The sequence below is a fragment of the Nostoc sp. T09 genome (genome assembly GCF_002154695.1).
Lineage (GTDB): Bacteria > Cyanobacteriota > Cyanobacteriia > Cyanobacteriales > Nostocaceae > Aulosira.
This window is the reverse complement of the sequence record NZ_MTAV01000019.1, coordinates 1-24,822: the sequence shown is the minus strand read 5'-3', so window position 1 is coordinate 24,822 and position 24,822 is coordinate 1. Positions and strand designations below refer to the sequence as shown.

Here is a 24,822-nt window from a genome sequence, read left to right as displayed (position 1 = left end):
GTATAGCAAGGGTTTTTATATACTATTATTAGTATAATGCCAATAATAAAGATGCTGATTTCTTAAAGACAAAGAGAACAATTATTTACTATAAAGGGATAGATACTTAATTGCAAAGCTAGTTCATCCTTTGGGATGCTATTCTAGTTTTTTATCCGTTAAGTTTTTAAGATAATTTCTCAAAATCCAAAGACTAAATAACCCAAATTTGCAATTTTCGCTTAAGATTAAATCTAAAATCCTATGCTTGACCTCACAAAACTAGCGCGGCAAATGCAAGGTTTAAGCCAGCATCTTACCTTAGAAGCTGCTGCAAGCCGCCAGCGTTTAGAATTAGCGCAACAACATCTCAAAAGAGCTTACGAATTTCAAAAAGATTTAATTGATCGTCAGGAAAAATGGCGCGATCGCATTCTCTTTGCTAATGCTACCCCGATTGAACCACTCCAAACCTGCATTGATATTCCAATTCCCCCGAAAATTCATACTGTGATTGCTACTGATGGTTCCCAAATTGCACCTAACCATCACGAAATTGCTTACTGCTATCTGCTAAATATTGGCAGAGTTGTTTTGCACTACGGACAAAACCTCCACCCATTATTAGATAGTTTGCCAGAGGTATTTTACCGTCCAGAAGATTTATATATGTCTCGGCAGTGGGGAATTAGAACCGAGGAATGGATGGGTTATCGCCGCACAGCTAGTGAAGCCACAGTGTTAGCAGAATTGGCTTGCGCTGTGAAAACAGAAGCGCCAACTTTAGCAATGGTTGATGGTTCCTTAATTTACTGGTTTTTGGAACAGTTGCCCATTGATGCCCGCGATCGCATCTTACCACCCATATTGGAAGCTTGGCAGCAGATGCGCAATGCTCAAATCCCTTTGATGGGCTATCTTAGCGCTTCTCGCAACGTTGAAGGCATGAACTTTTTACGCTTGTTAGCTTGTCCCCATCCAGTACCAGACTGTATAAGTTATTGCCCTAATCAGCTAGAAAAGATACCTTGTAAAATCTTTGAACCTTTGCGCGATACTTCGCTTTGGGCAACTGAACTCAAGCCAGGACAGCGCGGCCCCTTGTGGCGAAGTAATGCCCGGATTTTAGATTTGTATGAAGACCAAACAATCTATTTTTGTTACATCCATGTAGGCACCGAAATTGCTCGGATAGAAGTCCCGCAATGGGTAGCAGAAAATACAACTATGTTTGACCAAGCCTTAGGATTGATGCTGGCACAGGTACAAAAAGGATATGGTTACCCAGTAGCAATCGCAGAAGCGCATAATCAGGCTGTGGTACGCGGTGGCGATAAAGCACGCTTTTTTGCTCTCTTAGAAAAGCAAATGATTAGAGCAGGCTTGAAAAATGTCAGCACTTCTTACAAAGAAGCTAGAAAGCGAGGAAGTATCGCATAATTACTCGCATCTCAATATTTATTACTAAAAAATTTACGGCTTTTCACATAATTGCTGATTAAATTAATACAAACTCAGCTAGTAGTGGCTTGGATGGATTGCTAGTTTGATTGAGTTGAATTTTTCAAATACAAAATTTTGATTTGTACTGCATAACATCTCATTCAAGCTAGGTTGCGTAATACTTCTTATCTTAAATACCCAAATTCAATGGAGAGCATCTCAATTTTTTGTAAAGAGGGCGAAAATCAGTCAGGATAAGAATATCAAGTTGACGTGAATATTGAGTGAGACTCATAAACTGCAACAATTACTTTACATCTTGTCTAATTTCTAATACATAGACAAAAAAACTGCTAAAAATTATTAGCAGATTGAGCAGCTACTTCTATTATTGATGAGCTAAATATAAAGAATACCAAAAACGTAAGAATTCAGGAGTTAGAATTCAGGAGCCAGAAGGATTAAAGAATGAGGAGAAATATTTGATGAATCAATTTACTAATCTGCTAGATTACCTCTAAATTCTGACTTCTGACTCCTGGGTGCTGAATTCTTACCCAAAAACAACAACACCCAAGCTACGACTTGCCTAGTGATTTCCTCTGTTTTATCTTGACACACGGGGCTACACTGACTAATTACATCCTCGCAATGTAATTAAGTTTTAGTTGTATTACCCCCTCTTTATCAAATTGAGGAAATATCAGCTTTCGAGTTGGGTGTTGTTGTTAGTTGACGAGACAGATGATGTAACAGCGTTTTTACCTCTTAACTAACTGGGACTTAACCTACTTGGCTGTTGTATCTGCCAGGGAAGCTTTATTAGCTTCATATTATTAAAATAGCACTCTTAAATAACGATGGATTAACTTGAAACTAAACTTTACTTATTTGAATATTGGCACTCAGAAGTTGCAACATTTTCTTAAACAAAGGTACACCAAAAGATAGAGAAAGGAAACAGACAACAAGAAACAAGGCAGGTAGAAAAGTAGATTATTTTTTCAAAAAAAACCGGATTCCTATATATCAACAGGAAAATCAGGCTTTCTTTGATCGAGAAAACTTGAAACTACCTCTACAATTAAGGAATTTACCAAACGTAACAACAGTTATCTGGAAAAAGGCGAGCGCTGTTTGTAGATCAAAGTAAGAACAAATGTTCTAATTATATTTAGGATTTTTATTTAAAGTTGTGATGGAGTGGTAGATGCGGTCATTAGCTCAAAATATAATTGTGGGGATTATTCTCACAGCATCTTGGATAACTCCAGCATTGGCGCAGCAAGATTTACTTACCCGTGCAGAAGTTTACAAGCTGTTAAATCAAGTGCAATTGCTGCTGAAAGATAAACCACCGCGCACTGCCAAAAAAGCAGATGTGTTGGTTCCCCTAGATGCACTTCAGACAAAATCGCGATCGCGCGCTGAATTATTATTTAATGAAGGTTCTCTAGCTAGGATTGGTTCTAGTGCTACTTTTCGGTTTAAGCCAGGAATACGTCGCTTTCAATTGCCTGGTGGCGTTTACAAAGCAGAAACTATTTTTGAACTGAGAAATGGTACTGCCTTAATCCTCACTCCATCTGGTAGTACGGGAACTACAATCGAAACTCCTCAAAGCCGCATTGACGTAATTGCAGCAGCACCGCCTCCAGGTTCAGATATATTACCCCCAACAGCCACAAGTGGTGCTGTAGCTGTAACTCATAACAGCGCAACTAATATTACCCAAGCTTTTAATTTAACCAATCTGCCAGTTAAAATATCAAATTTGGATGGTACTCAATTCCAAATTTTAAAAGCTGGTCAAACAGTCACAATCAGCAACGGGGTAATCAGTCCAGTACAAAACTTTGACTTACAAAAGTTTTACCAAACAAGCCAACTGGCTGCTGGCTTAGGGCCAGGACAACAAGCATTAGTATCTCAAGAATCTGCCAATGTACAGGTAGTTCTCAATAAAGTCAGAAAGGAAACTTTAGCAGGATTAGAAACGCAAAGAGTGTGGGTTGAAGGTTTGTGTAATCTCAATTCTCGCAGTGGAGCCAGTACACTTTCAACTAACTGTATCACCACTAACTCCGATGACCCGCTGCGGAGATTTGAAGACGATCGCAATGTTGTAACTCCACGAAGAAGAGAGGAACCACAGCCACAACCGCAGACACAACCACAGCCACAAACACAGCCGCCTGGGGTAATTGTTCTACCACAACAACAATAGATACGTGCTCTCTGCGGTATGTTGCTTAGTGTATAAATTTATAATTTAAATTTCTTATGCCTGTGTCTCCAATTGCGCTTTGTTCGTTAGCTACCTTGCTCACCTGCAACTTTCAGCATAATGTGGCTGAATCCCGTACTCCCAAAACAGTTAGTTTGTCAACGCCTTCCACCAGCATAAAATCCGTAGATTCTACAGCAGCGCCAACAATAGCAACACCAGAACTAATTACTGACTCATCTTGGCAGCATCAGCAAAACGGTAAACTTTCAGAAGTACAGCAGGCTCAAGTTCCTGTAGTTCCAGGTGACCCAACTAATCCCGCAGATTTCCCTCCTGCTGACTCAAATCAAGCGACTGATCAACAAGATGTTGAGGCAGAATTAGGCGAAATTAAAATTATCCCTCCTCGTCCACAACAACCACCCCAACGCCGTCAGCCTGATGTGCAGTTATTACTGCGTTCCTCTGCCTTTACCAGTTCTAACATTACGGGTTTTGAAGCATTTCAACCGAGTGATACGGTGTTTATCAATGGTGCTACCTTACTAGCAACACCTAAACTAGCAGAAGATACCCGCTTAGTGACTGCTGTGGGTGGGGGTTTGGTGAGATATGCAGATCAAGGAGACTTTAATTACAACTACCTCAACTTTAATGTGGGAATACAACAACGACTCACACGAGGAATGTATGGTCAACTGGGATGGGTTCAGGAAAGACTTTACAGAGATGGTAGTGGCGATCGCTTATTATTAGATGACTCGGTTCGCTTAAGTGTCGGGCGACAAGACCAATTAAGCGATCGCCTCAGACTCGATTCATTTTATGAACTGCGAGCCAGCTTTGCCACACCCAGCGACCAAAATCGTGTAGCTAACACCTTAGGCGCGCGTTTGCGATATGACATTACACCCCAACTGCAAGGTGCATTAGACTATCGATTAAATTTAAAAGACTTCACCCAACAAGAAAGATTTGATACTCAAAATCAAATAGCTTTAGAAGCAATTTACAACATTAACCCCGACTTATTTATTAGTGGTTCAGCATCATACCTTTTCGGCTCCTCATCAGATCCATTGGTAGATTTGGACAACTTTTCTGTAGGAGTAAATATAGGGTTAAATGTGCCTTTATTCTAATTAGCTTGATGCCAAATCTTTGATTTCAGTTCGTTTATTGCTTGAAATCCGCCCCAGGTTTGGCTGAGAAAAACTAAGGGAAGAATCAAACCCTTTGTTTTTCCTCTTTTATATGAGCCACCAACAGCGATCGCCTAAACACAGCATTTTAACAGAGGAAACACCAGCAATATTTATATTGTCAAAGTATTTTATTATACGCTATATAATAGAAGAGATATGATTTCTGCATTTCCCTATGTACACGCGAAGTAGTCAGTATTGGTTATGGATAACTGAACAAGATTACAGAGTTCAATAATTTTGCATAGTTCATAAATTCAATATTTGGTAGTACCTTAAAAAGCTTGTATGAAACTGATTAAGAAATTTTTGGCAATATGTTTTCTATTATTTGGCATTCCATTTTCTGTTGGGATGATGGTGGAAATTCTCAATCCCAAAACTACCCCTAAAGATAAACACGATGCTATAGCTGCTTTAACTATTCTTACTCTTCCGTCAACATTTGTAGGAGGTGGGTTGATTTGGTCTTTAGCACAGCAGAAGCGAAAAGAACAAGCATTACTTGTTGCATCAGAACAAAAGCGTCTTAATTTAGTGTTCTTAGAATTAATAGAGAATAATGCTGGAAGTGTAACGGTTTTTCAACTGGCGAGAAATGCTGAAATATCAATTAAGGAAGCTAAACAATATTTAGATGAGAAAGCTAAAGAACTCAATGCTTCTTTTGAAGTGAGTGAAGAGGGAAATATTTTGTATCGGTTCTCTTTGTAAGACTGGTAGCAATTACAGCAGTTCAAGTCAGATGAAATCAAATATTTAAATCTTTCAGAGCGAGACGAATTTGCTCTAAACGCCTGCGGTTAACGCCGAGATCCGACTCTCCCACGCGAGATGCCGAACGTACATGAATTACTGACTCATTAGGCGGGAAATAAAACTCTACATCGTCAACAAATTTGAAGATGCGGCTTTTAGAAAGAGCATGGATGTAATTATCCGTATTTTCTATAACTTCTGTACGGGGAACAACGGTAAGAACTTTTAATAAGGTTTCTTTAGCTGCATTGCGGTCTACATGATAAGCAATCGGGTCAATGGCGTGTTTAGAATCAGCATCTTGACTGACAACACAGTTGTCTGAAGCCGGACAAGAACTAAGATGAGCGTTATTAACTCCCAAGCTAGAAGACACAGCCCAAGCAGCAGCAGGAAATATTAAACTACTAGTCAGGGTTAAGAATATTGCAAAAGTTATACTTAGCAGAAATCTCTGGGCAAATGCTCTTAGCAGACCGGACATGATAAATTTACTCCTCAAGGTTTGAATAGCACTTAGTTATTGTCGGTTATTTTGGTTGCCTGCTGCGAACCTCAACAAAACGCGATCGCCTGCCTAAGCGATCGCCCAGTGAGATTTCCGGCTGAAAGTTTCTTCTTCAGTTTGCAAATATACGTTGCAAGAAAGTTACTATTTCCGACCAAGCAGAGGTAGTAGCAACTGAATCGTAACGATAACCGTCGTCGCGCATAAAAGTATGCTCTGCTTCATATTGAAGAACTTTGTGAGGTACATTAGCATTTTCAAGAGCTTGAATTATGCTTTGTCGGTCATGTTCTGGGATGTGAGGGTCAAGAGTACCAAACACCAATAGCATCTCGCCTTTGATTTCACTCACCCGATGGATTGTATCAGCTATCCCCTGACCCAGCTTGCCACTAGGAATACCGGTAGGGTAGCAGCAGACGGAAGCCTTAATCTCGTTTTGAAAAGCTGCTCGAAAAGCTAAATGTCCACCAATACAAAAGCCGAGAGTACCTATTTTATCTGGAGAAACGGCACTTTCTGTTTTGAGAAATTCAATAACTGCACGACAATCAGCATCATAATCTGCGATCGCAGTTCGGCGTGCATCATCATTCCCTCGCATCCGACCGAGATCGTCGGGTTCAATAACTGTACCAATTGGCTCAAGGCGATGAAAAATTTCTGGTGCTGCTACTACATAGCCAAATCCTGCTAAGTAGTTAGCTAAACGAACGATCGGACTACCTAACTGATAAATATCACTATAAAATACAATACCTGGGTAAACTCCTGCTGCTTTGGGAGCCGCTACATAGACACGCATTAAACTGTCATTTACTCTTAACTCGACATTGCGCTTAGTGATTTGCACTTTTTTGTCTCCGTGTCATGCCTGCTTTCATTAGCTTCTACACAAGTGGGTTAGGATTGAGAACAGCTTGCTGCCATGATAGAAAAGAAGCATCCTTTCATTATTTCTCTATCTCTCAAAACTGAAGAGTAATTTTGGAACAATTTTAATGAATGGCTAAAACATCCCATTGTAAAAGTGATGGTAAGGTAAGCTGGCGTCAACCACTAGGTGTTTAAAAAATCAAGAAAAATTTTGCACCTCAAAAGCTTACTCCCTCTAGCTTTGACCCCTTTTACACCAACTTTGAGGTTGACGCAAACTCGTTAAGCCTTGCTACACAAGCTTTTGGAGTGATTTTACTCATGACACCCTTGACAACTCAATGCCCAAAAAGCTACTTTGATTGGAGATTGACGCAACTGCACCTTGAAAACCAAATATATCAATGCTTTCAACTGCGGGCGATTGCAATTAACTAAAATCCCTATTAGGGATTGAAACCCGGGTGCTGTGTGGGTAGGGAGGATCGCAATATAATTGCAATTAACTAAAATCCCTATTAGGGATTGAAACTGCCCCATCTTGCCTAATTGCTGTAGCTACAGATTGCAATTAACTAAAATCCCTATTAGGGATTGAAACACATCGGTATGGGCAAATTACACCGGGATTTACAAATTGCAATTAACTAAAATCCCTATTAGGGATTGAAACTGGCCTTAGCTTGAGCATCAATATCATTAGGAGCATTGCAATTAACTAAAATCCCTATTAGGGATTGAAACCACCTAACAGCGATTCCCTGGACGCCAGAGCTATTGGCAATTCAAATTGCAATTAACTAAAATCCCTATTAGGGATTGAAACCAATGGAAGCATTCGCTGCTGTTAATGAGGCAGATTGCAATTAACTAAAATCCCTATTAGGGATTGAAACTAATTCTATTGAGCTTAGTGGTTGAATTAATTTATTGCAATTAACTAAAATCCCTATTAGGGATTGAAACATATTCGCCATCAAGTTGGTTACTTGTAGCAAACTGGCAAATTGCAATTAACTAAAATCCCTATTAGGGATTGAAACAAACTAATTGCCGAAGCTAGGGAAATATAAGCTAAGTGATTGCAATTAACTAAAATCCCTATTAGGGATTGAAACCAGCAACAGCCTCCCTTTCCTACTAAGAGAAAATGCATTGCAATTAACTAAAATCCCTATTAGGGATTGAAACTTAGAAGACTAAGAACTGTGTAAATATTAAAACCGATTGCAATTAACTAAAATCCCTATTAGGGATTGAAACGAAACTCCGAATTTAGAAAGACGGGGAATAAATAATTGCAATTAACTAAAATCCCTATTAGGGATTGAAACTATCTTTCTCCTGTTGATTTTGAGTTGGGTATTTACATTGCAATTAACTAAAATCCCTATTAGGGATTGAAACATCAGATTTGCGTCCTAATTTATCTTTATTGATGTTGTAGATTGCAATTAACTAAAATCCCTATTAGGGATTGAAACGAGCTTAGACTTTTCTAAACTAGCCCGTTTTTTTTCAATTGCAATTAACTAAAATCCCTATTAGGGATTGAAACACCAGCCGTGCCAATTGAGGCTGCAAAATCCCAAAAATTGCAATTAACTAAAATCCCTATTAGGGATTGAAACCTTGTGCTGTAACCCCTATGCCACCCCCGGCAGTATTGCAATTAACTAAAATCCCTATTAGGGATTGAAACGTAGTGGATCATTACGAGCAAACTTTAAGAACTGCACATTGCAATTAACTAAAATCCCTATTAGGGATTGAAACAATCCAGGTAGTGATGAATCTAAAAAAGCTTTAGATTGCAATTAACTAAAATCCCTATTAGGGATTGAAACGAAAGAAGCTAAGCGAGTAATTAAGTGGAGCCGCCACGGAAATTGCAATTAACTAAAATCCCTATTAGGGATTGAAACATGAAAATAATGGTTGGGCTTGGTAACAAAACAAGATTGCAATTAACTAAAATCCCTATTAGGGATTGAAACTGAGCAGATGGGGATATCCATTGCCGACAACGTTACAGCATTGCAATTAACTAAAATCCCTATTAGGGATTGAAACGTGACAAGGTGGTTGCAACAACATTCTCTTCACCAAATTGCAATTAACTAAAATCCCTATTAGGGATTGAAACCTCGCATGAACTAGCCTTTGTAAAAAAGATGAATTCATTGCAATTAACTAAAATCCCTATTAGGGATTGAAACGGGATAAAACTGTGCAGAGCTTACAGTGGTATCCAATTGCAATTAACTAAAATCCCTATTAGGGATTGAAACACGAGCAAGTCAACATCAGGAGATGCAACGCGAATTGCAATTAACTAAAATCCCTATTAGGGATTGAAACAGGGTAATTTTGGCTCAATATGGCAATTCCAACCGTAATTGCAATTAACTAAAATCCCTATTAGGGATTGAAACAAAACAATTGCTAAAAAACTTGATAGCTCGACTAGATTGCAATTAACTAAAATCCCTATTAGGAATTGAAACTTAAACGGCATTTCACGCCATTAATCGAATAAATATTGCAATTAACTAAAATCCCTATTAGGGATTGAAACCCGAAAAATAGCCTGAACAATTTAAATAGAAAATGCATTGCAATTAACTAAAATCCCTATTAGGGATTGAAACTTGCTGGTTTAGCCTGGTTTTCACTGAAAATAAATTGCAATTAACTAAAATCCCTATTAGGGATTGAAACTTAAACGGCATTTCACGCCATTAATCGAATAAATATTGCAATTAACTAAAATCCCTATTAGGGATTGAAACGTGCAAAATGGCTACTACAGTGACGATCGCCTGATAAATTGCAATTAATTAAAATCCCTATCAGGGATTAAAACCAAGTAATAAGTCAAACAAAATTCATCCCATCAATCAGCAACGCCATATCGGTGTTTATCGGTGTTCATCTGTGGTTATTTATTCATAACTGTATCAATCAATCTTTGCAGATATTGCGATCGCTCTCGCTTACATTGGGATTATTTTGCAGATAATCTTTGATTTGTAAGCATCCGTGCCGCTTCAGATCGTCTAAATCTAAATTCCACAGCTTTACCCCAGTATCCTCACCTGCACTAATCAGCGTCTTACCATCGGGACTGAAGCTGATGCTATTCACTTTCCCAGGATGACCCAATAGAGTTTTTAGTAAAGTGCGCTCGCTGATATTCCACAGCTTAATTGTACCGTCAGCGCTGCCAGAAGCTAGTATTTGACTATTTGGTAGAAAACTCAAACTAGTTACGCCGTCGGTATGTCCTGCAAGGGTATTGATTAAAGTTCCGTCGGCGACGTTCCAAATTTTGATATTGTTGTCCAAACTAGCAGTAGCGAGAATTGTGTTATCTGGACTGAATTTTACAGATGCGATCGCCAGTCCATTTCCTTGCAAACTTCTGACAAGACTACCATCAAGTTTCCAAACTTTGACAGTATTATCGTAACTGCTAGAAGCCAGCATTTTACCATCAATACTAAAACTAACGCTGGTTATTTCATCAGTATGTCCTTTGAAAGTTTGTAGTAATTTTCCATCTACAATTTGCCATAACTTAATAGTTTTATCGGCACTACCAGAAGCTAGCATTTTACCATCGGGACTAAAAATAATGCTAGTTACTCGCGCTGTATGTCCTATTAGTGTCTGAAGTAGAGAACTATTGGTTATATTCCATAATTTAATTGTTTTATCATCACTTGCATTAGCTATAATTTTACTATTGGGGCTAAAATCCACAGCATAAATTATCTGTTTATTCCCTGAAATAGATTTTATAAATTTACTATTACTTTCCCATATTTTGATTGTGCCGTCCCAACCAGCCGCAGCAAACATCTTGTTATCAGGACTAACACTCACACTATAAAAACTACCTTCATCCTGGGTTTGTTTAGAATTAGTTACTCGCCAAAGCCTAACGGTTTTGTCAACGCTAGCAGAGGCAATAATTTTACCTGACGGGCTAAAGCTAATATGATTAATTTGTGCGCCATGCCCTCTCAAATTTTGTTTGATTTTATATTCTATACCTAATTTATTTTTAATATTCCAGATTTTCAACATAGCATCAGCATCACCAGCAGCAATTAATTGACCATCTGGACTAAAGCTGATACTGTTAATTTGATTTGTATTACCTTCAATAGTTTGTAAAATTTTGCCTTGACGATTCCAAAACTTGATAGTTTTATCACCGCTAGCAGAAGCAATAATTTGACCATCAGGGCTAAATTTCACACAAGTAACCCGTTCTTTATGCCCTGTCATTGTTTGCAGTAACTTACCATCTGCAATCTGCCAAAGCTTGACTAAATTATCTTCACCACCAGAAGCAATAACTTGACCATCAGGGCTAAAGCTAACAGTATTCACCCAGCCATTATGGGCATTCCAGGTTTTAATTAAACTGCCATCAATGCGCCATAACTTTATAGTTTTATCTCGACTAACAGAAACAAGCGTCTTCCCATCGGGACTAAAAACTACATTGCTGACAATATCATTATGTCCTGTGAAACTCTTAATTAATGGGTAACATTTCCCATTTATAGCAGATATCTCAGCCTGCGAAGGCAGGCTTTGTTTATGTAGCCCCAGGCTTCTAGCCTGCGGGCAATTTGCCAAATTGATGTTATATAATTTAATGCTTTTCTCTGTACTCGCAGCCGCAATAAATTGACTATCAGGACTAAAATACAGAGATGTAAATCTATTTTTAGTATCAGTAATAGTATTGATTAATTTACCATTGTAACTCCAAAATTTAATTGTGCCATCATCGCTAGTAGAAGCGATAATTTTACCATCGGAGCTAAAAGTAACAGCATTAACTTGTTGACTGTGACCTTGTAAGCGGTTGAGTTCTTGAGTTTGCTCAACAGCTTGCTGAAGAGTTGCTACAGTTGCTAATTGTATATCTTTAGCTGGCGCAAATACCTGCTTGATTTCTCGCCCAGCTTTCACACTCGCAATTAAAGCTTCAAGTTGCTGATTTGATAACAATAATGCTTCTGATGAGGCATTCAAAGCAGAAATTTCGCGTAACTGAGCCGCTTGTTTTTGGAAATAAGCCAAACCGCCAAAACCACTAGCAGCAATACCTAATACACTAATAACAGCAACAGCTTTTTGAGCTTGTCGGAGTCGCTTTTTTTGTTCAATTTGTTGTCGTTGCCTTGCTTCTAAACAAGCAGCAATAAAAAGTTGAACATCTTGAGATAATTCCTCTGTATATTTAACATAAATTTCTTCCGCCTCAGCTAAACGGATACCATGCAACAAAAAATCAGCTTGCTCATGATTATATTTCCACAAAGCTGCCGCTTGTTCAATTTGACGCTGCGATCGCAACCTACTACGATTTTCCTCCAACCACCATCGCAAAGTTGACCAATGGCGAATCAAAATTTCATGCGCCACTTCAATAGTCACAGCCGACGCAGGAAGAGAAGCGATCGCAGAATCCCCCTTGTCCCCCCTGTCTCCCTTGTCTCTTTGTCCCCTACTCCCCCCCTCCTCTTCCAAATTCACCACCACTAACTTCGCAGCAGTTAACACTTGCAGCGTTCTTTCCACCAACGCCGCCGGATATTTTTGCACTACTAACTCTGATTTCAATGCCCTGCGCCTAGTATCTTCTGTACCCTCCCCTAATTGGGTGAGAGAAAGAAAAATCCATCGCGCACAATCTTGAGCTTGGCTATCTAAACTTTCATAAACTGCTTGGGCCTTACGTTCCAGCGCGCCCTTAATACCACCCACTCGTTGCTGATACGCCGCTAGAGTCAGTTCTCCCTCTTGCCGGAATTCCCACAACTGCTCTAGTACGAATTCTAACAGCGGTAAATCCCCCGCCGAGTGGTTTAACTCTTGTACCAGAACTTCTACCAATTCTGGCTCTACTTTTAAACTCACTTGTTCCGCTGGATTAATAATGACACGACGATAATCGCGATCGCTCAGATGAGGCGGAACTAAGACGCTAAATTCTTGCAGTAAAGTCGCCAGTGCAGAGACTTCCAAACAAGAAGCGATAAAATCTGCGCGCAAAGTAATGACTAATTTAAACTTATCAGAAGCATATTCTATTGCTCCCAACACCAATTCTAAAAACCGCTGTCTATCTTCGATAGGTGCAAGGGTAAATAATTCCTCAAACTGGTCTACCACCAAAACCACCACAGACTCAGGTCGGCTACGCAACCAGTAGACAAAGCCTTCCACCCCCTGATATAGCATTCCCTCTAGTACAAGCTGGGGCGATGGAGGAGAGGAGGGAGTGTGGGGAGTGTGGGGGGATGAGGGAGAAAGATTACTACCTTGTCCCCTTCCCCCTCCCTCCTCCAATCGTCTCGCTAACTCTTCCAAGGGACGCGCACCGGGACGCAAACTTTTAATTAACCAAGAATCACTTCCAGGTAAACAATTACCTGGACGTAATTGGGCAATTAATCCCGCTTGCACAACAGAAGATTTACCACTACCAGAAGCACCCACTACAGCTAAGAAAGATTTATGCGCTATTTGACTAATTAAATGCTGAGTTAAAGATTCTCTGCCAAAAAAATATTGAGCATCTTCTTCAGCAAAAGCTCTTAATCCCCGGTAAGGACAAATTTTTAAATCTAATGCTGCTTTTTTATAACTGCGTGCGCCAGTTGTGGCAGGGATGATTTCAATTACACCTTGAGTTCCTGATAGCCAAAAATTAAGTGATAGAAACGGGGTATTTTGTGTTTGTGATGCCAGTTGAACTTGTAATTGAGTAATCCAACCAGCTACAGATAAACCTGCTGGGTTATTAGCATTTTTTAAAGTTTCGATCAGCGTTTGTGCAAAAAATTCCGAATTATCTTTTGGGGAAGTGGCAGCGATAATACATTGCCCTTTTTCCGATTCTAACTGTAAGTCTTCTACCCACTCATGGAGAGAAGAAACAGCAGTTGCAACTACCGGAAAATCTAAGATAATGATTTGTTGGGCAATTTGTGAACGGCGTAATTGTTGCCTTAGCCAAGAACGGCTTAGCCAAATATCTTCTGATATTAATAATGCCGCTTCCCCAGTCGGGGTTTCTTCCAAACTTCCGCGTAAATATAAAAATACAGTTGAGGTTTCTTCAATTATTTCGTGGCGTTGTTGATTTACTGAACCCAAACATTCTTGAATTGCAGCCCGAATATCCTTAGCGGTTGTTTCTCCTGAACGAGGCAAATATTCCAACTCGAAATCACCAGCACCAACCAAGACTTTACTCAAATCTAGAGTTGCCTGATAACCAGTAAATCCCTCAATTACCAGTGCTATTCTTGAAGGGCGTGATTGCGCGATTGCAGGTATTGAGCCTAGAAGCAATTCCCCGACTCCTTCGACAATACGCTTCGGTGTTTGCAGGGGATACTCGCTAAAAAGTTGAGTGTCACCTTTGCCGCGCTTCTGCTGATTAATTAATCGTAATTGTTGATTGGTTTTATCTATATATTGCAACGTCTGGTGATAAACATAGCGATAAAGCTCATCAGCAAAAATTACACCTTGGGCATTAGCAGCATCACCATTTAAACCCCGCATTAAATAATAAGTAAATACCCCATGCCCCAGTTCAGGGAACTCCCAAGATTGCTGATTAACATCACAAGAAAGCAATGCATAAAAACCTTTACCTTTTGTAGCGTTACGTTGTAAAGCGTCTACCAATTGCGGAGTAGGATTTAGTAATGGCTCTGCTATGGCTCCCCTAAGAGTCATCCCCCCACTATGGCAAGCATCCAGCCACAATAACTGATTTTGCGCCCCACTTTTACTTAACTGTGTCAACAGTTCTTTAACAGGTAAACCAGTATTTTCTAAACTATCTTTTTGCGTATCTGCCAAACACAAAAATGCTTCCTGTGTATTTGGCTGTAGCATTCCGTGACCGGAAAAATAGAATAAAATCGTGTCAATCGGTTGTGCATCAGCTGCAATTTGCCGTAAACTTTCGCGCACAGTTACTAATAGTGGTAACTGGTTAGCAAAATCGTGATAAATTTTTACCTGTCTTTGGGGAAACTGTTCCTTAGTTGCACCTGCTAAAGCCTCAGCTAATACCTGGCAATCAACTGCTGAATAACGTAGAGAAGGAAGTTGTTCATCCTGATATTGATTGACACCCACAAGTAACAACCACAATTTCGGAGCAATTGTTTGTTTAGCTTGAGTTGAGCGACTGGTAGTAACACCACGTGGACACATACCGATTTTATTTTTTTTGGATGAGAAATTACAGCATAATTCAGAATTCGTGAGTTCTGAGTTATGATTATAGGGTGGATTTATGCCGCGATCTACTAGATTAAATCTGAATTTTTTAATTACAAATTATTGATTACCAATTGGTATGACTATATCAATAACCTCTTAAGGTTTACATTTATATAGTAGGTTTTATGCTGTTTTTTTATGCAGCAAAAATCCCTGATAAATGGTAAGTATAGGATTTATACTTAAGTTTTGAAATATCCGTGGAATAGGCAGCGCTCACTGTATCAAGATCAAGGTTTTGGTGGGCACTGCCCACTCTACAAATACTGGTAAATGGTAAGTATAACCCTTCAATACCTATAGGACTCATATTTGATTTTTGAAAAAAACTCAGTACAGTTTATTCCTTCTTCCCTGTTCCCTGTTCCTTCCCTATGTAAATAATTTCAGTAATCAAATCGGATTGCTATATACAAAAGTTTTTGCAAACACACAAAGTAGAATATAGTCATAACTTGAGTGCTAATTAGATTAATAATTGGAGTTCCTTAAGATCGTCTATCGGCTCTTGAAATGAGCAGGAACCAAAGGAACGAAAGAAACGCTGTCTAGTTTCCTCAATTTCTGAAATATTCAGTTGGTAATCTTTCCAAGAAATACTATCAGATGTAAATTTAAAATTTTCTTTGGATGATTCTTGGAGTAGTTCTAAGGCTGTCTCTGGCGTTGATTTGTGTTGATAAACAAGTGCTGCCAAGACTATAACATTTAAAAAACCGTGCATAATGCTGACAGGGCTGTTTGGCTCACTTGTTAACCGATGTTTGCCTAGTAATGGATGGTGCAGTCCTGCGGTTGCTTTAAAGGGAACTTGAGCTTCTGCAAAGGCGAAGATACTTTGGCACAGTTGAGTCAAACTCGGAAAGGCATCAACTGTTACGCCGCCAGTACGAATTTTAGCGGCTGCACCAGTATGTTGCAAAACTGATAAATAGCTCTTGAAGTCGCTGTTAAAAGGAATTTCAAAGAATGATTCTATTCCATCAGGAAGATAAGAAAGTATTGTTTCGATTTCAGTGGGTGGAAGTGGCGGAAACTCTAGGGACGTAATGCCAATTTTCTGGTTGTTAAATGACTGTAGCTGTGCGGTCACCTCTTGGACATCTCCAGTCATAATTACGCTCAGTGACCATTTTGTTGGTTTCTCCGGTAAAAGTTGCTCAAACTCGTGCAACCGGGAAATTGGCAAAATAAAGCGTCCTAACATCCAAGTATAGGAAGTTGTTTGATATTGAGCATAATTTGCCATTGCTGACTGTAATTCCAACTTTGCTGGCGGAAACAGTCCAGCGTAGTCCACAACTGATGAAAGAAGCGCCTCTAGTGATGCAACCATCGGATTTCACCTGCTGTATTTAATCCAATGGTAGCGAGGTTGAAGCTTTGATTTCATTAAGAACAATATTGGTCTGGATTCTATCTATACCAGGAATGCGGGTAATTTTATCTGACAATAACTTTGCTAAATGCTGATGGTTAGGAACAACCATTTTCAATAGGTAGTCAAATTCTCCACTGAGATGGTGGCATTCTAAAACTTCTGGTAGCTCCTTGACGCGATCGCAGAATATTCCTACACATTCAGGCTGATGATTTGCCAAGGTAACTTGGGCAAAACACAGCAAGTCTAAACCTAGCGCCTCTCGATTCACTAAAGTAACATAGCGATCAATTACGCCTTTTTCTTCCAGCTTTCGCAGTCTCTTTTGTAACCCAGGCGTTGAGAGATTAACGTGACGGGCTAATTCAACAATGGTTGTACGGCTATTTTCTTGCAACAGACACAACAGTTGTCGGTCTATGTCATCCAATTGTTGGAGTTGTTCCAAGTTCTTGAGTATTGGCTTCACTTTCACATTCTCCAGTCTTATAAAGCAAGGCAGAGGGCAGAAGGCAGTCCCCATGAAAAAATTTTCATCGCCAAGCATGTAAGTAGTTCTTACCTGTTCCCCGTTCCCTGTTCCCTGTTCCCTACTTACAAGTCAGAGGGCAGAGGGCAGAAGGCAGAAGGAAAGGGTTAATTTCATACTTCATACTGAGCACCTTCAGTTGACAGCACAAAGCAACTTTCCTCCTATACGTAGAAGGAAATAGCATTTTTTGTTGCTATTTTTAAGAATATCCCTAGAGGGTAGTTAAAACTACATTCTAAATTTATTTTAAAAGTTAATATTTTACACTTGTATATGCTTGTAAGTAAAATTTATAATCTAAATTAGGAGAGTAGAGTTAATAATCTAAACTCAAACTTCGGCAAATAAAGACAGATTTTTGCAAAGGCATCAGGTGAACTTGCCAAAGGGGAGATGTTTATCTATATAAATCTCCTTCTTTAGGAGACTGTGCCTACATCGTTAGCACAGGCAGTGTAGAAGAAAAGGTGTTCATTGCCGACCATGTTTGGTTAAGGAATGAAAGACCTGAAACTGTCTGCATTTAAGCTTGTTGAAACTGCTGTTAAACCAACCTTGGCAAGAAGTTCAGCAGTTAAAGAAGCTTTTTAGAAGGAGTAATATATGATTAACGATTTTTGCCCAATTAAGCGCATTGACCACTTGGAATTTCATGTTGGTAACGCCAAGCAAGCAGCGCTGTTTTATGCCAAGTGTTTTGGATTTACTAACATAGCTTATAGAGGGTTAGAAACAGGCTACCGCGAAACAGCATCTTATGTGATGCAACAAGGAAATATCAACTTTGTTTTAAGTACAGGGCTGAGTCCAGATCATCCCATTTCCAAAAGTGTACTGAAACATGGTGATGGTGTAGCTGCGATCGCCCTAGAAGTACCGGATGCTGTTAGCGCTTACGAACAGACAACTAGTCGTGGTGCGGTAGGAGTTATTGCTCCTATTGAAGAAGAAGATGCCTATGGCAGATTACGCTATGCTGCGATTCGTGGCTACGGTGACACTTTAATTAAGTTCATCGATCGCAGCGATTACGCAGGTGTGTTTGCTCCTGGTTTCGAGCCTCAAGGTAAGACCCACCTCAATAGTAAAGAAGTGGGACTGAAAGCCATTGACCACATAGTTGGTAACGTCGAACTGGGTGCAATGGAACGCTGGGTGCAGTTTTTTGCTGACACAATGGGCTTTAATCTTTTAGTACATTTTGACGAGAAAACCATCACTACAGAATACTCTGCCTTAATGTCCAAGGTGATGCAGGATGGTGCAGGTAAAATTAAATTCCCAATTAACGAACCTGCGGGTGGTAAACGCAAATCCCAGATTGAAGAGTATCTAGAATATAACTTTGGGCCTGGAGTTCAACACGTGGCGTTGGCAACTGACAATATTATTGAGACAGTTACCTGCATGAGAGCAACAGGTGTGGAGTTTTTGGTCACCCCACCAACCTATTACGAGAACTTGGAACAACGGGTAGGGAAAATTGACGAATCTATAGATAAGTTGGCAGAGTTAGGCATCTTGGTGGATAGAGATCAAGATGGGTATTTGCTGCAAATTTTCACCCAACCTGTACAAGATAGACCAACACTGTTTTTTGAGGTAATTGAAAGACACGGGGCGCGTGGTTTCGGTGAAGGAAACTTCAAAGCCTTGTTTGAAGCTATTGAACGCGAACAAGCACGGCGAGGAAATCTCGTAAGCGTCTAGGGGCGAAACGATATGACTTATTACTATAAGTTGGGCAAAATTCCACACAAGCGACATACACAATTTCGTCAACCCAACGGTTCTTTATATCACGAAGAGTTAATTAGTATACACGGCTTTTCAGGTGTGCAATCTCTGCTTTACCACCTGCGTCCACCTACTCAAATTCAGAAAATTTTCTTGGAACAAACGGTGGAACTGCTTCATGAAGAACCTGGCCCTTTGCTGCACCGCCACTTACGGACAGCAACAGTAGCAGCAAGTGGGGATGCGATCGCATCTCGTATTCCGCTAATGGCTAATGCAGATATCTGCATCTCGGTGGCTTGTCCCACCCAACCCATGCATTACTGGTATCGATTTGCTCACGGTGATGAAGTGATTTTCATCCACGATGGTAGCGGTATATTAGAAAGCCAATACGGCATTCTGCGTTACCAAGTGGGGGATTATTTGGTGATTCCCACAGGCGTAATGTGGCGCATCATTCCCGACGTTGGAATTGAGCAGCGGATGCTTGTGATCGAAGCTTACGGACATATTGAGCCACCAGCCCGTTACCTCAATCGTTACGGTCAATTTCTAGAACATTCTCCCTACTGCGAACGTGACATTCGCGCACCTGATGAGCTAATTACCCATGACGAAGAAGGGGAGTTTGAGGTACGAGTTAAAGCGCAAAACCGGATTACCAGTTATCTTTATCGTCATCATCCCTTAGATGTGGTTGGCTGGGATGGACATCTCTGGCCCTTTGCCTTCAATATCGAAGACTTTGAGCCAATTACAGGGCGACTGCATCAACCACCACCTGTACATCAAACCTTTGAAGCTCCGGGTTTTGTGGTGTGTTCCTTCGTACCACGCCTTTTCGATTATCATCCCCAATCGATTCCAGCTCCTTACAACCATTCCAACGTTGATTCGGATGAGGTGATCTACTACGTAGAAGGCAACTTTATGTCTCGTAAAGGAATTGAGCGAGCATCGATTACCGTTCATCCTAGCGGCATTCCTCACGGCCCCCATCCTGGGACATACGAGGGGTCGATTGGTAAAGAGCGGACGAATGAACTTGCGGTTATGATTGATACATTTCGTCCGTTGAAACTAACGAAGTATGCCTTGGCGCTGGAGGACAAAAACTATTCTTACAGTTGGATTTCACATATAGGAGAACCTGTACACGGTTTAAAGCCGTAAGTTTCTCAAACGAGGTGTGTTTATGACTCAAGTTCTTGCAACACCAAACAATTTAACTATTTCCTCGCGCATTGAGGAACGCTTGCAGCGAGGCGATTTGACTCAGGCTCAAGTGGACAGCTTCCGTGACTTCCTTACCGAAGTAGAACATGAATTTTTGCAGCACCGCATCATCACTAACAACACCTATACTCGGTGGTTTAGTAACGGTACGGCAACAGATGAAGAATTACGGCACTTCATCAAACAATTCTCGGTTTTCTCCAACCAATTCTTAATTGCAGCTTTATTGAAAGCGATCAACTCGCCTACACTCCAGCAGTCGCGGGCTAGTCGAGAGATTTTGTTAAACGAGTTGGGCGTAATTTATCGTCAGTCTGGGAGAAATGCAGGCGATCGCACCTCTCAAACAGAAGAAGAAAAAGACCAAGAAGGCGACCCCGAACTAGTCAGTACAGAGGGCACTGTAGACGGTGGTATCTGCCGTTTTCGGGCTGCTCATTTTGAATGGCTGTTAGGTGTGGCTGAAGGATTGGGGCTGCACTACGAAGAACTGGGTAAGCGCAAGCATGGACGCCCTAGCACTCTGCATTTTTGCGACGAGTTGCAACGTCTATATGGTAGCGATGACCCCCAAATAGCTGAGGGTGCTAGCTTTGCCGTCGAGAATTGGGCAGCAGCAGGCTTTTGGCAAGAATTGGAAGACGGACTGACGGGCATAAAAAAAACACGACATCCGCAACTGCATTTAGCATTCTTCACTTGGCACAACCGCGTTGAAGGACAGCACGCCGGACATACCTTAGAAGAACTGGAAGAAGTGTATTTTCAGCCCAACTTTGAGCGAGCCAAATTCATCCAAGGAGGGCGAGAAATTTTAGATGCGATCGCCGTCTTTTGGAATGGTCTCAACGAAGACAGAGTAACGAGAGTTTTTACTTAGTACTATTTGCTGAATCTGGAGATGAATTACCTCACGCAGAGGCGCAAAGGCGCAAAGGAAGAAAGAAATACATGAAAAGTGTTTGCAAATATGCAATACCAAATCCTTCTTTGTGTCCTTAGCATCCTTTGTGGGTTGTTTATTTTGGTAAATTTACTTGCGATAAATCCTTAAAACTCTTATCTTTGCGTCTTTGCGCCTTTGCGTGAGACTTAATTCTTACTCTCAATCAGCAACACCTAAAATCCAAAATTCTTATAAGAGGTAAAAGGCGATGACAAAGCAGTTGTCGCTAGAACAAATTATCAGTTGCGGCATAGCAAAAGAAACGGCTGTCGCAATGCTACCACAAATCAATCAGTGGTTATCTTCTCTGCCTGCCTCGGAGTGCTGGCAGTATCTTACCCACCACATCCTTAAACCTGACCAACCTTTTAACTTCCACGAACTACTTTATAAAACCACTTTTGCTGACTGGAAAACCAGCCAAGGGCCTCCTCCCGCTTGGTTCCCTACCGACGAGCAGATACAGGCAACCAACATCGCGGCGTTGATGAAACACCTAAAAGTGAATTCCTACGCAGAACTGCACGCTTGGTCAGCTGAACATCGTCGTGAGTTCTGGGAGATGATGATTCAACGATTAGGTATCCGCTTGCAAAAGCCATACAGCGAAATTGTTGATTTGTCGCAAGGTGTAGAGTCTCCCCAATGGCTGGTGGATGCGCGCCTGAATATTGCTGAGAGTTGTTTTTTAGCAGATGAAAATGCGATCGCCATTATCTTTCAAGAAGAAGGCGGTGCGCTTACTACCCTTACCTATGGAGAACTCCACAGTTTAACTAACCGAGTCGCCAATGGATTGGTAAACGCTGGCTTTGTTCCTGGGGATGCGATCGCAATTGCTATGCCCATGACTGCTGAATCGGTGGCAATTTATTTGGGCATTGTCAAAGCTGGTTGTGTGGTTGTTTCCATTGCCGATAGTTTTGCGGCTGCGGAAATTGCGATGCGGTTGCACCTGTCTGAGGCGAAAGCTATCTTTACTCAAGACTATATTTGGCGTTGCGGCAAGCAATTGCCCCTTTATAGCAAAGTGGTTGATGCCAACGCACCGCAAGCGATCGTGCTGGGACACTCTGTGGAACTGCGTTCTGGCGATTTGACTTGGAAGGAATTTCTTAGTAACAACGAACAGTTCGATGCTGTTCCCGCCCATCCGGCGGCTCATACTAACATCCTGTTCTCTTCAGGTACTACCGGAGTACCGAAGGCAATTCCCTGGACACAAACCACCCCGATCAAATGTGCTGTGGATGGGCATTTACACCAAGATATTCATCCTAGTGATGTGGTAGCCTGGCCCACCAATTTGGGGTGGATGATGGGGCCGTGGTTAATCTATGCCAGTTTGGTGAATCGAGCAACCATTGCGCTGTATTACGGCACACCTACAGAACGGGGATTTGGTGAATTTATTCAAGATGCTCGCGTCACTATGCTGGGTGTAGTGCCTAGTTTAGTCAGCGTTTGGAAAACCACTGCCTGTATGCAAGGTCTTGATTGGAGTAATATCAAAGCTTTCAGTTCCACAGGTGAGTGTTCCAATCAGCAAGATATGCTCTTTTTGATGTCTAAGGCTGGCTACAAACCAATTGTGGAATATTGTGGCGGTACAGAAATTGGCGGGGCATATATCACTAGTACGCTGGTACAAGCCTCTGCACCTTCAACCTTTACTACACCTACTTTAGGTCTAGATTTTGTCATTATTGATGAAGAAGGTCATCCTGCTGATAAAGGCGAAGTGTTGATCGTTTCTCCATCAATAGGACTTTCTACCGAATTACTGAACAAAAACCACCATCAAGTTTACTTTGCTAATACCCCTGGTTCTTCCCTCCGCCGTCACGGTGACCAAATTGAGCGTTTGTCTAATGGCTACTACCGCGCCCAAGGTCGAGTTGACGACACAATGAATTTAGGCGGTATCAAAGTTAGCTCTGTGGAAATTGAGCAAATTGTCAATTCTGTAGAGGGAATTTCTGAAGCTGTGGCGATCGCCTATTCACCTCCTGAAGGTGGGCCTAGCCAGTTAGTCATTTACGCTGTGCTGGAAACTCATCTACAGCATGACAAAGAAGTACTAAAAACTTTCTTACAAACGGCAATTCGTCAGCGACTCAATCCTTTATTTAAAATTCAAGACCTCGTAATTATTGATACATTGCCGCGTACTGCATCTAATAAAGTCATGCGTCGTGTGCTACGCGAACATTACCAAGCTATTTTACCAAGCTACAAATTGGTTTGAGGAAAAGAATTATGACTGCGTACACTGAGGGGGTTACCGAAAGCATCGCACCCAAAGAAGAAATTGTCTATCCTCTGAAGCTGGAGGATTATGAAGTTAGCCCAGAAACTGGTTTTTTACCAACGAATTCTCCAGCCGAGGCGCAATTACCAGACATTTTCTGGCAAGTCCAAAAAACTGTGGGCTTATTACCCAAGTGGATGGCTACCAGGAAGATTCGCCACGTCCTTGATAGCATCCTGAAAGTAGACGTAGAGCGAGCAACATTAAATCAAATGCAGTTGCGTCGGGCAATGCAGATATATTCCTACCTAACCCATGCCTATGTTTGGGGCGAGCCAACACCCGCTAAAGTGCTACCCTGCAACATTGCTGTACCTTTTTATAAAATTTCTCAAAAACTGGGCAGGCCGCCTGTGTTGTCTTATGCTTCCTATGCTTTGGATAACTGGGTACGGATTCACGAAACCGAACCTATTGAAATTGGCAATATCATGGTGTGGCAAAACTTTTTAGGTGGGTTGGATGAAGACTGGTTTATCCTGATTCATATCGAAATCGAAGCTAAAGCTGCACCCGCACTAGCAGCAATTCCCGTGATTTTGGCAGGAATTGCTCAAGCTGACACTACTGCTGTCATTGCTGGTTTGAAGGATATCAAGCAGGCATGGATAAACATTAACACCACCATGAACCGGATGCCAGAAGCCTGCGATCCTTATATGTACTACAATCGAGTGCGTCCTTACATTCACGCCTGGAAAAACAACCCTGCATTGCCCGAAGGATTGATATATCAAGGTGTAGAGGCTTACGGTGAACAACCCCAGCAGTTTCGTGGTGAGACAGGCGCACAAAGTGCGATCGTACCTACTATGGATGCTCTGTTCAACATTACCCATCAAGGCGACCCGTTATGGGAATACCTGATAGAAATGCGGGATTATATGCCACCTAAACACAGAGCCTTTATTAAAGAAGTAGAGAACCTTTCAACGCTGCGTGATTTTGTTAAAAACCACATGGATCAAGTCCCTCAACTGAAGGATTTATATAATGGCTGCGTTGCTCTCATAGAACAATTCCGGACTCAGCATCTCAAATTTGCTGCTTCTTACATTAACCAACAAACTGCAAAGTTAAACAACGACACTGATATTGGCACGGGCGGCACACCATTCATGGAGTATCTGAAAAAACATCGTAATGAAAACAGCCAGCATATATTGACTTAGAATTTCTCAAAAGTTCCGCAACTTTTTTCTAATTTGAAGATGGTGGTGAATAAGATAATGAGCTATAAGGTGAGTCTAACCCACCTTATAGCTAAATGCTGAAAACTATTTATTTCTAAGAGGTTGTTTGAAAAGTCCAAGCAGGTAAAAAATCATGCAAGTCGTCTAACCAT

The 24,822-nt window shown here is 41.0% G+C and carries 14 protein-coding genes and 1 CRISPR repeat array; of the genes, 9 read left to right on the top strand and 5 right to left on the bottom strand.

Annotated features, from left to right (window positions below; translation table 11 throughout):
- Positions 1-243 precede the first annotated feature (243 nt).
- The 4 genes from BV372_RS06110 (at position 244) to BV372_RS06095 (ending at position 5,571) form a co-directional block, all read left to right on the top strand.
- Positions 244-1,419 (top strand): DNA double-strand break repair nuclease NurA, encoded by a 1,176-nt coding sequence (locus BV372_RS06110; protein WP_086684700.1) that lies wholly within the window; start codon positions 244-246, stop codon positions 1,417-1,419.
- Between the two features lie 1,213 nt (positions 1,420-2,632).
- Complete coding sequence (locus BV372_RS06105; RefSeq protein ID WP_086684697.1) at positions 2,633-3,649, top strand: hypothetical protein; 1,017 nt, start codon at positions 2,633-2,635, stop codon at positions 3,647-3,649.
- 56 nt (positions 3,650-3,705) lie between these two features.
- On the top strand, positions 3,706-4,794 hold the full coding sequence (locus tag BV372_RS06100; protein ID WP_086684694.1) for an outer membrane beta-barrel protein: 1,089 nt from the start codon (positions 3,706-3,708) through the stop codon (positions 4,792-4,794).
- A 351-nt stretch (positions 4,795-5,145) separates the two neighbouring features.
- A complete protein-coding gene (locus BV372_RS06095) occupies positions 5,146-5,571 on the top strand; it encodes a hypothetical protein (protein ID WP_086684690.1) in 426 nt (141 codons plus the stop codon).
- Positions 5,572-5,608: 37 nt separating this feature from the next.
- On the opposite strand, the gene BV372_RS06090 is transcribed toward BV372_RS06095, so the two are convergent.
- From BV372_RS06090 to BV372_RS06070, 5 genes are all read right to left on the bottom strand, one after another.
- Entirely contained in the window at positions 5,609-6,100 is a 492-nt protein-coding gene (locus BV372_RS06090; protein WP_086684687.1) for a DUF1499 domain-containing protein, read from the bottom strand.
- 136 nt (positions 6,101-6,236) lie between these two features.
- Positions 6,237-6,977, bottom strand: coding sequence for a dienelactone hydrolase family protein (locus BV372_RS06085; RefSeq protein WP_086684684.1), 741 nt, complete (start codon positions 6,975-6,977; stop codon positions 6,237-6,239).
- A 446-nt stretch (positions 6,978-7,423) separates the two neighbouring features.
- Positions 7,424-9,866: a CRISPR direct-repeat array (repeat unit 37 nt; unit sequence ATTGCAATTAACTAAAATCCCTATTAGGGATTGAAAC).
- Positions 9,867-9,964: 98 nt separating this feature from the next.
- The gene (locus tag BV372_RS06080) at positions 9,965-15,262 is read right to left on the bottom strand and encodes a caspase family protein (protein WP_086684681.1); all 5,298 of its coding nucleotides are present in this window, start codon (positions 15,260-15,262) and stop codon (positions 9,965-9,967) included.
- A 535-nt stretch (positions 15,263-15,797) separates the two neighbouring features.
- Positions 15,798-16,667: a hypothetical protein gene (locus BV372_RS06075; protein ID WP_086684678.1), complete on the bottom strand. Its 870-nt coding sequence runs from the start codon at positions 16,665-16,667 to the stop codon at positions 15,798-15,800.
- Between the two features lie 19 nt (positions 16,668-16,686).
- Positions 16,687-17,181: an Lrp/AsnC family transcriptional regulator gene (locus tag BV372_RS06070; protein ID WP_256973099.1), complete on the bottom strand. Its 495-nt coding sequence runs from the start codon at positions 17,179-17,181 to the stop codon at positions 16,687-16,689.
- Positions 17,182-17,850: 669 nt separating this feature from the next.
- On the opposite strand from BV372_RS06070, the gene hppD reads away from it, so the two are divergent.
- The 5 genes from hppD (at position 17,851) to BV372_RS06045 (ending at position 24,649) form a co-directional block, all read left to right on the top strand.
- Complete coding sequence (hppD, locus tag BV372_RS06065; RefSeq protein ID WP_086684785.1) at positions 17,851-18,954, top strand: 4-hydroxyphenylpyruvate dioxygenase; 1,104 nt, start codon at positions 17,851-17,853, stop codon at positions 18,952-18,954.
- 12 nt (positions 18,955-18,966) lie between these two features.
- Positions 18,967-20,157 carry a homogentisate 1,2-dioxygenase gene (locus BV372_RS06060; RefSeq protein ID WP_086684675.1) on the top strand — a complete coding sequence of 397 codons (1,191 nt, stop codon included), beginning with the start codon at positions 18,967-18,969 and terminating at the stop codon, positions 20,155-20,157.
- 22 nt (positions 20,158-20,179) lie between these two features.
- The gene (locus BV372_RS06055; protein WP_086684672.1) at positions 20,180-21,100 is read left to right on the top strand and encodes a hypothetical protein; all 921 of its coding nucleotides are present in this window, start codon (positions 20,180-20,182) and stop codon (positions 21,098-21,100) included.
- 274 nt (positions 21,101-21,374) lie between these two features.
- Positions 21,375-23,414 (top strand): AMP-binding protein, encoded by a 2,040-nt coding sequence (locus BV372_RS06050; protein ID WP_086684669.1) that lies wholly within the window; start codon positions 21,375-21,377, stop codon positions 23,412-23,414.
- Positions 23,415-23,425: 11 nt separating this feature from the next.
- Complete coding sequence (locus BV372_RS06045) at positions 23,426-24,649, top strand: hypothetical protein (protein WP_086684666.1); 1,224 nt, start codon at positions 23,426-23,428, stop codon at positions 24,647-24,649.
- Positions 24,650-24,822: the final 173 nt, after the last annotated feature.

Bases quoted from the DNA above. Each gene is read 5' to 3' on its own strand.
- BV372_RS06060 (WP_086684675.1), top strand. From the start codon at position 18,967: ATGACTTATTACTATAAGTTGGGCAAAATTCCACACAAGCGACATACA.
- BV372_RS06055 (WP_086684672.1), top strand. From the start codon at position 20,180: ATGACTCAAGTTCTTGCAACACCAAACAATTTAACTATTTCCTCGCGC.
- BV372_RS06110 (WP_086684700.1), top strand. From the start codon at position 244: ATGCTTGACCTCACAAAACTAGCGCGGCAAATGCAAGGTTTAAGCCAG.
- BV372_RS06050 (WP_086684669.1), top strand. From the start codon at position 21,375: ATGACAAAGCAGTTGTCGCTAGAACAAATTATCAGTTGCGGCATAGCA.
- BV372_RS06045 (WP_086684666.1), top strand. From the start codon at position 23,426: ATGACTGCGTACACTGAGGGGGTTACCGAAAGCATCGCACCCAAAGAA.
- BV372_RS06095 (WP_086684690.1), top strand. From the start codon at position 5,146: ATGAAACTGATTAAGAAATTTTTGGCAATATGTTTTCTATTATTTGGC.
- BV372_RS06100 (WP_086684694.1), top strand. From the start codon at position 3,706: ATGCCTGTGTCTCCAATTGCGCTTTGTTCGTTAGCTACCTTGCTCACC.
- BV372_RS06075 (WP_086684678.1), bottom strand. From the start codon at position 16,667: ATGGTTGCATCACTAGAGGCGCTTCTTTCATCAGTTGTGGACTACGCT.
- BV372_RS06105 (WP_086684697.1), top strand. From the start codon at position 2,633: ATGCGGTCATTAGCTCAAAATATAATTGTGGGGATTATTCTCACAGCA.
- BV372_RS06090 (WP_086684687.1), bottom strand. From the start codon at position 6,100: ATGTCCGGTCTGCTAAGAGCATTTGCCCAGAGATTTCTGCTAAGTATA.
- BV372_RS06080 (WP_086684681.1), bottom strand. From the start codon at position 15,262: ATGTGTCCACGTGGTGTTACTACCAGTCGCTCAACTCAAGCTAAACAA.